The sequence below is a fragment of the Bacillus sp. Pc3 genome, assembly GCF_000815145.1.
In the GTDB taxonomy this organism is placed as follows: Bacteria; Bacillota; Bacilli; order Bacillales; family Bacillaceae; genus Bacillus; species Bacillus velezensis.
Window position 1 is genome coordinate 3,775,455 of sequence record NZ_CP010406.1, and the last position, 12,721, is coordinate 3,788,175.

The following is a 12,721-nucleotide window of genomic DNA, read 5'->3' on the forward strand; positions in this document are numbered from 1 at the left end:
GTAGGTGTGTTTAGATTGGCGATAAACTACTTTGATACCGTGGTTCTCGACTGTCTGGACAAAATAGACGGCGAACGGACTCCGAGTGCTGTGTTTCATTTATTAAAAGGAAAAAAGTCGTCTCAAACCATTCAGGATGCCGGCTTATTTCAGATCGCTAAATATTTCGGCATGGCTTCACATTGTGAACGCGGCGATATTGCGGCTTCTTTGCATAAACTCACCGAGAACTCATACATTACAGCCGGAAAAGAAGAGGGAACGTGGAAAGTGACTGCGCGCGGCGTTCAAAAGCTTGAACGGGCGTTTGCCGAGCGGCCTTGGCCGAAGCACTGCCACGGCGCGAATTATCAAACGCCTGCTGTTACCCTGTGGAGGCGGCTTTCCCTGCTCATTCAAGTCCTGTCAAACAAAGAGCATCAATGTAATCAATATATCCCGGTTACCAACGATGTGCAGACGCTGAGATGGGTCAAACGGTTCATACGGAAAAACATAGACGCTAAAGAGCTCTCCGTCCAAATGCATGAGACGCTGTTTCACCTTCTGCAAGGCGTAAGTGAACGGCAGGCGCTTATTTTTGTCTATTCTTTAACTTCATTCAACAGAATCGGCAAAACGAATAAGCAGCTGGCTCTCCAGCTGAACGAAGATGAATGGTATGTGTCCGTCCAGTTTTGGGGAGCGGTACATTATGTTATTCAATCGCTTCCGCAATGTGCATATCCCGCTCTGCGCGAGCTGTTGTCCGATCTGCAGGCGGAAAGCGCGCTGACACAGTCTGCCAGAAAAACCTTTGAGCTGTTGGAAAAAGGGTTTCCGATTGAACGGATCGCCGCGGTCAGAAATTTAAAAACCGCCACAATCGAAGATCATATCGTAGAAATATCATTGCATCAGCCTGCATTTTTTACAGAACAGTATCTTTCTGCAGAGGAACAGCGTATGATAACGGCATTTGCAAAACAGCATCAAACGAATAAAATTAAACGGATTCGCGAAGGAATGCAGATGCGCTTCAGCTATTTTCAGATCAGGCTGGCGCTGGCAAAGACGGTGAATCAGCATGACTGAGCTGCATAAAGCTTTATCCAGGTATTTTGGTTTGCATTCCTTTAAAAAAGGGCAGGAAGAGATTATGACTAGCGTGCTCCAAAAAAAAGATACGATCGCCATGCTTCCGACCGGCGGGGGAAAATCATTATGCTATCAGCTCCCGGGTTACATGATGGACGGGCTGGTGCTGATTATTTCGCCGCTCCTTTCATTAATGGAAGATCAGGTGCAGCAGCTGAAAGCGAAAGGAGAAAAGCGGGTTGCTGCATTAAACAGCATGCTGAATTCCGCAGAGCGGCATTTTATCCTCAGCAACATCAGCCGGTATAAATTTCTCTATATGTCTCCTGAAGCCCTTTCTTCACCTTATGTGCTGAACCGTTTGAAAAATGTCCCGGTCAGTTTATTTGTTATTGATGAGGCTCATTGCATATCAGAATGGGGACATGATTTCAGGCCTGATTACTCGAAGCTCGGGCCTTTCAGGCAGGCACTCGGAAAGCCGCCTGTATTGGCGCTGACCGCAACAGCGACAAAAGAAACGCTCAGAGACGTGACGGATGTGCTCGGACTTGAGCATGCGGTGCGTCATCTTTATTCAGTCAACCGGCCGAACATTCTCCTGGCGGCAGAACATTTGGCTGATAATACCGAAAAAATAAGCAGGCTCACGGAGCTTGCCGAAAAGCTTGAAGGCCCGGGTATCATATATTGTCCGACCAGAAAATGGGCGGAAGAGCTTGCGGCTGAGCTGAACGAAAAAACGGGAAAGCGGACGGATTATTATCACGGCGGAATGGATACAGGCGACAGGATTTTAATCCAGCAGCAATTTATCCATAACCAGCTTGATTGCATCTGCTGCACCAATGCGTTCGGCATGGGTGTGGATAAGTCAGATATCCGCTTTGTCATTCACTTTTATCCTCCCCAAACGGCCGAGGCCTTTATGCAGGAAATCGGCAGAGCGGGACGCGACGGCAGCCCGAGTGTCAGTATTTTGCTGAGGGCGCCCGGCGATACCGAGCTTCAGCAGCAGATTATTCAGACAGAAAGCCTGTCTGATTATGACCTGGAAGGCATTCTGGCCGTCATACGGGATGCCGGTACGAGTGATGAACGAAAGCTTCGGGACGTTCTGATCAATAAGGGCGTCCAGGAAACACAGGCGCGAACGGCCGTCCATCTGTTTCTGCAAGGAAAAACCACAAAAGACCAGCTGCAGGAAGAACTGACATACCGCGTGGAAAAGAAGCTGCGTAAAATGAATCGTTTTTCGGCGTTATTAGAGCGGAAAGAATGTATAAGAGAAGCGCTGCTGTCTTATTTTGATGAACCGTATGAGCCTGATGGTCAAACCGGACAATGCTGCAGCAGCTGCGGACTTGATCTGGCTCCGTACGAGCAAAAAGGAGAACGTAAAAATATGGAACGGTTTGAAGATTGGAAGCTGGAATTAGGCCGGATTTTCGGATCAGAGTCTGCGGGTGAGTTCAGCTGAGACGGCAAAGCGAATTGATCCGGCAGCTCTCAGACCGGGAGATTGTGATGCAGCTGTATGCCACCCAATTGCTCATATTGGCGGTTTCAGCTGTTATCGGCTTTTTCTTTTTTACCGACATTCACGATTTTTTAAAGCTGTGGCATATACGTGACGATAATATCATATGGTACGGTGTAACTCTTGCCGTCCTTGTCATTTTTGCCGATCTGGCGGTGATGAAATGGTGTCCTTCGCATTTATATGATGACGGCGGCATTAATGTATTGCTTTTTAAGAACAGGCCGGTGCTGCACATTTTGTTTTTGACGCTCCTCATTTCGTTCAGCGAAGAGATTTTGTTCAGAGGCGTTCTGCAGACACATATCGGCTTATGGGCCGCCAGCTTCATTTTTACCTTGCTTCATTTCAGATACTTGGCGAAGTGGCTTCTGTTTATGATGGTTGCGGGTATCAGTCTTTTGCTGGGGCTTATCTATGAATGGACCGGCAATTTATTCGTTCCGGTTACAGCGCATTTTATTATTGATGCGGTATTTGCCTGTCAGATCCGTTTTCAATATGTTAGGAGGGGTTTGCATGACGGAAATGTCAAGAGTTGAAAGAAGAAAAGCTCAGCTGCGTGCCGAGCAGCAGGTTGCCGCGGCCGCGGATGAACAAATTGAATATCTTGAAGACAGCCTCCCGACAAGACAATCTGTAAAAGAGGAGCGTAAAAAAAAGGAAGAGCAGGTGAAGGAAAAAACCAAAACAAAAACGCCGCTGTTCACTTTTCTGACCGTCCTGTTCATTATCGTAACAATCGGTGTCTTTTTCGGTCTTCTTTATATGACGAACAGCAGCAGATTTGACCCGAAGGACTATGAAGATGTCTTCATAGACCACAGTGAAAGCGCGCCTGCCGTTATTCCGAAAGGCGCTCAGAAAAAAACGTCAGAAACCGCTCTTTTAGAACAACCGAAAAAAAAGTCTGACGACAAAGATAAGAAAGAAGCGGCTGCACCTGAAAAAACGAAAGAAAAACCAAGTGAAAAACCAAGTGAAAAAACACCTAAAAAAACGGAAACGCCCTCAGAAAAACAAGTAAAGCCGACAGACACCGAATACGCGGAGACAAAACAGCAGTCTCCGCCGGCTGTCCGTGAAAAAGCGGCTCCGGCTGAGGCGAGTGATCAAGCCGGGACTGTCCCAAAAAAAGTGCGGACCGTACAGCATACTGTACAGCCGAAAGAAACGCTTTACCGTATTTCAATGAAATACTATAAAAGCCGGGCGGGCGAAGAAAAAATCCGCAGCTACAACGGATTAAACGGAAACGACGTGTACACCGGCCAGGTTCTGAACATTCCGCTGTCTGATTAAAATAAATGCATGTTTTCACCGCGTTTTTCATATAGTGTACCAATGAAAACGGACAAGGTGTGAAGCGCATGGATTCTTTATGGAAGCAATTAGACCGATTTGCTGACGGACCGACGAAACAGATGCTTCAGGCGCTGGTGAAACGGAAATTAAAATACGAAAATTATGCCGCACAATGCCGAAGATGGCAGTGGGCGTCCCTCGTTTGTTTTTCCCTGATGTGCATACTGCTGATGTTTAAAAGCTTTAATGCCCCCCAAGCCTCTCCGCAGCTGATTCTGCAGGAAATATTAGGCCATACGGTTTACTTGTGCTGGATTATGGCTTCCGCTTTTGCGTATTGCACTTCTTATTATTTTAAAAAAAAGGAAGAAAAAGCTGAGGGTGAATTTCATAAACTGAGATGTGAAATTATCCAAAAAAGCACGGATTTATGGCCCCAGCCTGAAAAATGGAGGGCGAGAGAATCTGTTTTTCACTTGATGAAACATCGGTATGATATCAATCTTTATTTTGAAAGCAAATAAAATGAGGCGTTTTCCGGAAAGGATAGAAACGTCTTTTTTTGTTTGTCCGTCTAATATAAGACAATGACAGAATGGAGAGTGCGTTTATGAAGCTTACAGCGGGAATTCTCGGCTCATTGGCGGGAGCGGCTGCGGTTATGGCGGCCGTTATGTACAAAACGGCAAACGGCAGCCATCTGAAAACACATACATTTACGCTTGATAAAATGAAGGGGATGAAGCCGCTCACCATCTTTTTTATATCTGACGTGCACCGCCGTTTAATTGATGAAAAGCTTCTCCGCGAAGCGGCAGGTTATAAGCCGGATGCCGTTTTGCTCGGCGGTGATTTGGCGGAGGGCGGAGTTCCTTACGCCAGAATTGAAGAAAACATCAAACGTCTGACGGCTCTCGCGCCTGTCATGTATGTGTGGGGAAATAACGATTACGAGGTCAGCCAGCAAAAACTGCTCTCTCTTTTACGGGCATACAAAGTGATCCCGCTGAGAAATGAATCGGTTCAGTTTACTTATAAAGGGGAAACCGTTACGATCTGCGGCGTGGATGATATCAGGATGATGATGGATGATTATGATTCTGCAATCAGATATACGGATGCTGACAAAGTAAACCTCCTGCTTTGCCATAACCCCGACATCCATGAGCAGATGAGGGAGTCAGACGGGATTGACGCTGTGTTCAGCGGCCATACGCATGGCGGCCAAATCCGTTTCGGACGGTTCGGGCCGTACGAATTGGGCGGGACGGGAACGGTAAAAAAAGCGCATTACCTGATCAGCAACGGCTACGGGACGACAAAAGTTCCGCTGAGGCTCGGGGCGAAACCGGAGACGCATATGATTACGCTGTGCGGACCGGATGAGCCGTCTTCCTGAAACAAACCCGGCCGAGGTGATAAAAAACGGCATTCTGCTTGTCTTCCCGCTGTACACGGTGTAAACTGATAACAAATTAAGAACCTATGATTCATTTATTCATATACTGTGTTATATGATTTGTGTGCAAGAAGAGGCAGGAGGGAACATTATGCGGCTTGAGCGTCTGAACTATAATAAGATTAAAATCTTTTTAACCCTCGACGATCTGACTGATCGGGGACTGACAAAAGAAGACCTCTGGAAGGACTCGTTTAAAGTCCACCAGTTATTTAAAGATATGATGAATGAAGCAAATACAGAGCTCGGCTTTGAAGCGAATGGTCCGATCGCGGTGGAAGTATATTCTCTTCAGGCACAAGGCATGGTTGTGATTGTAACGAAAAATCATGACGCGGACGCAGAAGATGACGAATATGACGATGATTATATCGAGATGCAGGTCAAACTTGACGAAAGCCCGGATATTATTTATCAGTTCCATTCGTTTGAAGATATCATTCAGCTTGCCGGAAGCCTTCACCGAATCGGGATTACCGGCGGCACCGTCTACCACTATGAGAACCAATACTATGTAAGCCTTGAAGACCTCGGCTCCCGTTCCGCCGAAGGCGTCATCGCGGTGCTGGCTGAATACGGACACCCGGCGACGATTACGATTTACAGGCTCCATGAGTACGGAAAACTCATCATGGACGGCAATGCTGTGGAGACCATCCAGAAACATTTTTCATAAAAAAGATTTGAAACGGCAGCTGTTTTCAGCGGCCGTCTTTTTTTAAGCGAAATAATGGAAAAATCATTGTCTTTCTTCTATGCACGGAGATATTGAAGGTGTATACTAGTCACTGAAAGGGAGCATGAGAGAAACAGAAGATTTTAGGAGGTTAACTCAAATGGCAGCCGATCGATTCACCGGTCATAATGAAGAAGACAAACATGATGTATTAAAATCAACCCAAACCGTAATACATAAAGCTCTGGAAAAATTGGGGTATCCAGAAGAAGTGTATGAACTGCTGAAAGAGCCGCTCAGATTATTAACGGTTAAAATTCCTGTTCGGATGGATGACGGGTCTGTGAAAATATTTACAGGCTATCGTGCGCAGCACAATGACTCCGTAGGTCCGACAAAAGGCGGCATTCGTTTTCACCCGAATGTAACTGAAAAAGAGGTGAAAGCACTTTCCATCTGGATGAGTTTAAAATGCGGAATTATTGATCTTCCTTATGGCGGTGGTAAAGGCGGAATTGTTTGTGATCCGAGAAATATGTCATTCAGAGAGCTTGAAAGGCTGAGCAGGGGATATGTCAGAGCAATCAGTCAGATTGTCGGACCGACTAAAGACGTCCCGGCGCCTGACGTATTTACAAACTCGCAGATTATGGCTTGGATGATGGATGAATATTCAAGAATTGATGAATTTAACTCACCCGGCTTTATTACGGGAAAACCGCTTGTACTCGGCGGGTCCCACGGCAGGGAATCAGCGACGGCAAAAGGCGTCACCATCTGCATAAAAGAAGCGGCCAAGAAAAAAGGTCTCGATATTCAGAACGCGCGCGTCGTCGTACAAGGTTTCGGAAACGCGGGCAGCTATCTGGCCAAGTTTATGCATGACGCCGGCGCGAAAGTTGTCGGAATTTCTGACGCGTACGGAGGCCTTTACGATCCGGACGGTCTTGATATTGATTATCTGCTTGACCGCAGAGACAGCTTCGGAACGGTGACGAAGCTTTTCAATGACACCATTACGAATCAGGATCTGCTTGAGCTGGACTGTGATATACTTGTCCCGGCGGCGATCGAAAACCAAATTACAGAAGAGAACGCTGACCGCATCAAAGCGAAAATCGTTGTAGAAGCGGCAAACGGACCGACGACACTGGAAGGAACGAAAATCCTGACAGACAAAGGAACGCTGCTGGTTCCCGATGTTCTGGCGAGCGCCGGCGGTGTAACGGTTTCTTATTTTGAATGGGTTCAAAACAACCAAGGCTTCTACTGGAGTGAAGAAGAAGTCGAGGAAAAACTGGAAAATATGATGATAAAATCGTTTAATAATATTTATGAAATGTCCCAAAACCGCCGGATTGACATGAGGCTTGCGGCTTACATGGTCGGCGTGCGGAAAATGGCGGAGGCTTCGCGTTTCAGAGGCTGGATATAAACCAATCGTTTGCATAAACAAAAAAAATCTCCTATGATAATATAGGAGATTTTTTATATGAGTGGAAACTTATGATGGAAATGCCAATCGCAGGAGTTGAAGGACATGACAGAAGAAAAAGCAATTATAATAGGCGGAGGTCCTTGCGGATTATCGGCGGCTATACATCTGAAGCAAATTGGCGTGAACGCGCTTGTAATCGAAAAAGGGAATGTCGTAAACAGCATTTATAACTATCCGACCCACCAAACTTTTTTCAGTTCAAGTGAAAAATTGGAGATTGGCGATGTCGCCTTTATTACGGAAAACAGAAAACCGGTCCGAATACAGGCTCTCTCTTACTACAGAGAGGTTGTCAGAAGAAAAGAGCTGCGCGTAAACGCCTTTGAAACGGTGGAGCGCGTAACGAAACAGGAAGACGGCCGTTTTCTTGTAGAAACATCAAAAGACCGCTACCTCACTCCGTTTTGTATCATTGCGACAGGATATTATGATCATCCGAATTATATGAACATACCGGGTGAAGGGCTTCCTAAGGTATTTCATTACTTTAAAGAAGGCCATCCTTATTTTGATAAAGATGTTGCTGTGATCGGCGGGAAAAACTCAAGTGTGGACGCGGCTTTGGAACTGGTGAAGTCCGGTGCGCGCGTCACGGTGCTCTACAGAGGACATGAGTACTCCCCGAGCATCAAGCCGTGGATTCTGCCTGAGTTTGAGGCCCTCGTCAGAAACGGCACAATCCGGATGGAATTCGGCGCTTGTCTTGAAGAAGTGACGGAAGATGAAATCATTTTCCGCTCCGGCCGAAATGAGACGGTCCGGCTGAAAAACGATTTCGTATTTGCCATGACGGGATACCATCCCGATCACGGTTTCCTCGAAAAAATCGGTGTGCGGATTGATGCGGAATCAGGCCGGCCGTTTTTCCGGGAAGAAACGATGGAAACAAATGTTGACGGTGTTTTTATCGCCGGAGTCATTGCGGCTGGAAATAACGCCAACGAAATTTTTATCGAGAACGGCCGTTTTCACGGCGGCTTGATCGCAAATGAAATATCAAAACGGCTGGGTGCAGAGAGCATATGATCATTCATATGCTCTTTTTTAAAAAAATTGAAAGATGTAAAAATGTGAACAACATGGTACGATAGATATAGGAATATAAAGGAAAGAGGTTGCCTGATGTTTGCAATCATCTCTGCAGGAATTGCTCCCGGCATTGCGCTGTTAAGCTATTTTTATTTAAAAGATCAGTATGACAATGAACCCGTACATATGGTGCTGAGGTCTTTTTTTCTCGGGGTTGTCCTTGTGTTTCCGACCATGTTTATCCAATATGTTCTTGAAAAAGAGCATGTGGGGGGAGGAAGCTTTTTCGTTTCGTTTTTGTCTTCGGGATTTCTGGAAGAATCGGTGAAATGGTTCGTTCTGATGATCAGTGTGTATCCGCATGCTCATTTTGATGAGCATTATGACGGAATCGTTTACGGGGCCAGTGTGTCTTTAGGATTTGCCACGCTTGAAAATATTCTGTATTTATTCGGCCACGGCGTTGAGCATGCTTTCATCAGGGCGCTTCTGCCGGTCTCCTGCCATGCGCTGATCGGAGTGATTATGGGATTTTATCTCGGAAAAGCCCGCTTTTCGCAGAAAAAAGCCCGTGTCAAATGGCTTGTGATTTCGCTGGCCGTGCCTTCATGTCTGCACGGTTCTTACGATTTTATTCTTACCGCCCTCAATCATTGGGTATATTATATGCTGCCGTTTATGCTGTTTTTATGGTGGTTCGGGCTGCGAAAGGCAAAAAAAGCACGCTCCGTCAATATGATCCAAGTGTGAAGAAACCGCGCGTCGCGTGCGGTTTCTTTTTTATGCCTTGACAGGGGATAAGAAGGAAACGTGCATAAAAATAACCTCGTGACAGACAATACGGGTACACTTTAAATTTTGCAGTAGGAGGCTTGAAGAGATGAAGTGCAAAGGAGCCTTTATGGCATGTCTCATTCTATTTTCTTTCGCCGCTGCTTTCTTCGATCATCATGAAACGGTTCATGCGTTTTCAAATCAAGTGATTCAAAGAGGCGCGACGGGTGATGATGTTATAGAATTGCAGGCCCGTCTTCAATATAACGGATTTTATAACGGGAAAATCGATGGTGTTTACGGCTGGACCACATACTGGGCCGTGAGAAATTTTCAGGAGAAATTCGGCATGAAGCCGGTTGACGGCCTCGTCGGCGCGAAAACCAAACAGGTGCTGATTTCTAAATCAAAATATTACCGTGAATATGTAATGGAGCAGATCCAAAAAGGGAATACGTTCACTCATTATGGCAACGTCCCATTGGAAAACCAAACAAAACCGAGGGCCGGAACGCAGAAGCCGGCGGAAACGAATAAGCCTGCTCAAAAGCCGCAAAACAATACAGGCGGTCAGTCAAATCAAAAGCAAAATACGACAGCGGCCAATATGCCTGGCGGTTTCTCAAACAACGACATCAATCTTCTGGCACAGGCTGTGTACGGGGAAGCGCGCGGTGAGCCGTTTGAAGGGCAGGTTGCCATCGCCGCGGTTATTTTAAACCGTATTAAAAGCCCGTTATTTCCGAATACGGTGGCCGGCGTCATTTTCGAACCGCTCGCGTTTACCGCCGTTGCCGACGGCCAAATATATATGCAGCCGAATGAAAGAGCAAAAGAAGCGGTTCTTGATGCGATCAACGGCTGGGATCCTTCTGAAAACGCAATTTATTATTTTAATCCTGATACGGCGACAAGCAAATGGATTTGGGGACGTCCGCAGATAAAAAGAATCGGAAAACACATTTTCTGTGAGTAAAAGTACGCAAAATGAGGTGTTAACATGATTAGAGGAATCATTATCGCTGTTCTCGGTGTCGCGATCGCCGCAACCGGATATTGGGGATATAAAGAGCATCAAGAAAAAGATGCGGTCCTTCTGCATGCGGAAAATAATTATCAGAGGGCTTTTCATGAATTAACGTACCATGTAGATCAGCTTCACGACAAAATCGGGACGACGCTTGCGATGAACAGTAAAAAATCTCTGTCTCCGGCGCTCATTGATGTATGGAGAATAACATCTGAAGCTCATAACAATGTGAGCCAGCTGCCCCTGACTCTCATGCCTTTTAATAAGACGGAGGAGTTTTTATCCAACATAGGAGATTTCAGCTATAAAACATCCGTCCGGGATTTAGACCAAAAACCGCTTGATAAGAAAGAATATACAACACTGAACAGCCTGTACAAACAGGCGGAGAACATTCAAAACCAGCTCCGCAGCGTTCAGCATCTCGTCATGAGCAAAAATTTACGGTGGATGGATGTTGAGATGGCGCTCGCCTCTGACAAAAAACAAAGCGATAATACGATCGTCGACAGCTTTAAAACAGTCGAAAAAAATGTAGGCGCTTTTTCTGAAGACAGCATCAGCCCCACATTTACAGGAGCAAATACAGAACGAAAAGGTTTTACGCATCTGAAAGGAAAACAAATTACGGAAAAAGAAGCGGTCAAAATCGCGCAACGGTTTGCGCCTGATCATAATTATTCAATTAAAGTGGTCAAAAGCGGCAGGAAAACGAATCGGGACGTATACAGCATCCGCATGAAAGACGCCGACAACAAATCTTTTATCTATATGGATATTACCCAAAAAGGGGGACATCCTGTCTATTTGATTCAAAAACGGGCCGTGAAGAAACAAAAGATCAGCCTCAATGAAGCATCTAACCGGGCTGTCGCGTTTTTAAAGAAAAACGGATATGAAACAAAAGGCCTCGAAATTGATGAAAGCGCGCAATATAATAACATCGGCGTCTTTTCTTTTATTCCCGTGGAGAAAAACGTCCGCATTTATCCGGAAGCCATCCGAATGAAAGTGGCGCTGGATGATGGTGAAGTCGTCGGTTTTTCCGCGCGTGATTACCTGTCGGCGCACCGCACGAGAACGATTCCGGCTCCCGCTTTGTCAGCTGATGAAGCGAAAGCGAAGCTGAATAAAAATGTTGAAGTGCGGGAGACCCGGCAGGCGCTGATCACGAATGAGCTCGGTCAGGAAGTGCTTTGCTACGAAATGCTCGGGACGATCGGGAAAGACACGTATCAAATGTTCATTAATGCGGACGACGGAAAAGAGGAAAAAATAGAAAAGTTAAAAAGTGCAGAACCTATATATAAAGACCTATAAAAATAAAGGAGGAAAGGACTAAAAGTCTTTTCCTTTTTTTCATTACATGCTTTAATAAAAGCATAAATAATGAAAGAGTGAAGGCCCATGATAGCTGTCGGAGATTATATTTGGATTGAATATATAGAGAACAATGAGCCCAAAAAAGCGAGGAGCAAAGCAGTAAGCGTTGAAAACGGCGAACTCCACATCTCATATCCCGTCGATCTGGATTCGGGACGGACGGTCTTTTTGCATAAAGGATTGGAAATAAAAGCGGAATTTATGGGGGAAGGCCAAGTGCCGTATCAATTTAAAAGCATAATCAAAGGAAAGAAAAAAGACCCCATCCCGATGATCGGATTGGACATCCCCCCTCAGGAGGAAATGAAACGGATTCAAAGACGCCGATACGTCCGTGCAGACGCAGTATTGGATGTATCCGTCAAAATGGAAGCGAAAAAAACCGCTTTCCAAACGGTTTCCTCTAATATCAGCGCCGGCGGCATCGCTGTTGTGATGCCTGAGCATATTTCCGCGGAACCAGGTGAAAAGCTGTATGTCTCATTTTCTCTTCCCGGCAAAGAAAATACAGCCGATATTACGGCCGAGGCTGTTACCCAGCGGATTTTTTATGATGAAAAGGCGGATAAACAAAAAATAACGCTTGAATTTACAGAAATCGGTCCCGCATCGCAGCAGCTTTTACTCCAATATTGTATGCGCGCGCAGCTGCAGCAGAGAAGAAACAGTCTGTCGGAATAAACAGCAGCGCACTTTTCCATACTAATCCTAATGGAGGTGCGCGTGTATGAAAACGTTTGAACGTCTGCTGGTCAAATTGGTCTGCATTCAGCTTATCATTTTGGGCGCGGTGCAGTTTTTGCTTCATTATCAGCCTATTGAACCTTATATATCGAAAGCTGTGAAATATGAGGGAGTTGATAAAATGGAGAAAAAAGAATGGATTGAAACGGTAAAGCGGTAAATCAGCTCAATTTTTTCGCCCCTTTTCCGGCAGTTCATGATACAAT

General features: G+C 45.7%; 14 protein-coding genes. All 14 read left to right on the forward strand.

Annotation, left to right across the window (positions count from 1 at the left end):
• Positions 1–15: 15 nt before the first annotated feature.
• Positions 16–1,074 carry a YpbB family protein gene (locus SB24_RS18130; protein WP_039254660.1) on the forward strand — a complete coding sequence of 353 codons (1,059 nt, stop codon included), beginning with the start codon at positions 16–18 and terminating at the stop codon, positions 1,072–1,074.
• Positions 1,067–2,557 (forward strand): RecQ family ATP-dependent DNA helicase, encoded by a 1,491-nt coding sequence (locus SB24_RS18135; protein WP_039254663.1) that lies wholly within the window; start codon positions 1,067–1,069, stop codon positions 2,555–2,557. Before SB24_RS18130 ends, SB24_RS18135 begins: the two co-directional genes overlap by 8 nt.
• Positions 2,558–2,571: 14 nt before the next feature.
• Positions 2,572–3,159: a CPBP family intramembrane glutamic endopeptidase gene (locus SB24_RS18140; protein WP_079891307.1), complete on the forward strand. Its 588-nt coding sequence runs from the start codon at positions 2,572–2,574 to the stop codon at positions 3,157–3,159.
• Positions 3,137–3,919 (forward strand): LysM peptidoglycan-binding domain-containing protein, encoded by a 783-nt coding sequence (locus SB24_RS18145; RefSeq protein WP_039254669.1) that lies wholly within the window; start codon positions 3,137–3,139, stop codon positions 3,917–3,919. The genes SB24_RS18140 and SB24_RS18145 overlap by 23 nt, the downstream gene beginning before the upstream one ends.
• Positions 3,920–3,987: 68 nt before the next feature.
• On the forward strand, positions 3,988–4,446 hold the full coding sequence (locus SB24_RS18150) for a YpbF family protein (protein ID WP_007409443.1): 459 nt from the start codon (positions 3,988–3,990) through the stop codon (positions 4,444–4,446).
• 86 nt (positions 4,447–4,532) lie between these two features.
• A complete protein-coding gene (locus SB24_RS18155; RefSeq protein ID WP_039254672.1) occupies positions 4,533–5,321 on the forward strand; it encodes a metallophosphoesterase in 789 nt (262 codons plus the stop codon).
• Positions 5,322–5,472: 151 nt separating this feature from the next.
• The gene (locus SB24_RS18160) at positions 5,473–6,057 is read left to right on the forward strand and encodes a genetic competence negative regulator (RefSeq protein WP_003153412.1); all 585 of its coding nucleotides are present in this window, start codon (positions 5,473–5,475) and stop codon (positions 6,055–6,057) included.
• Between the two features lie 160 nt (positions 6,058–6,217).
• Positions 6,218–7,492: an NAD-specific glutamate dehydrogenase gene (gudB, locus tag SB24_RS18165; protein WP_039254676.1), complete on the forward strand. Its 1,275-nt coding sequence runs from the start codon at positions 6,218–6,220 to the stop codon at positions 7,490–7,492.
• Between the two features lie 105 nt (positions 7,493–7,597).
• The gene (locus tag SB24_RS18170) at positions 7,598–8,581 is read left to right on the forward strand and encodes a YpdA family putative bacillithiol disulfide reductase (RefSeq protein ID WP_012117874.1); all 984 of its coding nucleotides are present in this window, start codon (positions 7,598–7,600) and stop codon (positions 8,579–8,581) included.
• A 96-nt stretch (positions 8,582–8,677) separates the two neighbouring features.
• Positions 8,678–9,334 (forward strand): glutamic-type intramembrane protease PrsW, encoded by a 657-nt coding sequence (gene prsW, locus SB24_RS18175; protein ID WP_003153415.1) that lies wholly within the window; start codon positions 8,678–8,680, stop codon positions 9,332–9,334.
• Between the two features lie 130 nt (positions 9,335–9,464).
• Entirely contained in the window at positions 9,465–10,334 is an 870-nt protein-coding gene (gene sleB, locus SB24_RS18180; RefSeq protein WP_039254679.1) for a spore cortex-lytic enzyme, read from the forward strand.
• A gap of 24 nt (positions 10,335–10,358) precedes the next feature.
• Positions 10,359–11,708, forward strand: coding sequence for a germination protein YpeB (gene ypeB / locus SB24_RS18185; protein WP_039254682.1), 1,350 nt, complete (start codon positions 10,359–10,361; stop codon positions 11,706–11,708).
• Positions 11,709–11,795: 87 nt separating this feature from the next.
• Positions 11,796–12,452: a flagellar brake protein gene (locus tag SB24_RS18190; protein WP_039254683.1), complete on the forward strand. Its 657-nt coding sequence runs from the start codon at positions 11,796–11,798 to the stop codon at positions 12,450–12,452.
• Between the two features lie 46 nt (positions 12,453–12,498).
• Complete coding sequence (locus SB24_RS20275; protein ID WP_003153420.1) at positions 12,499–12,675, forward strand: YpfB family protein; 177 nt, start codon at positions 12,499–12,501, stop codon at positions 12,673–12,675.
• Positions 12,676–12,721: the final 46 nt, after the last annotated feature.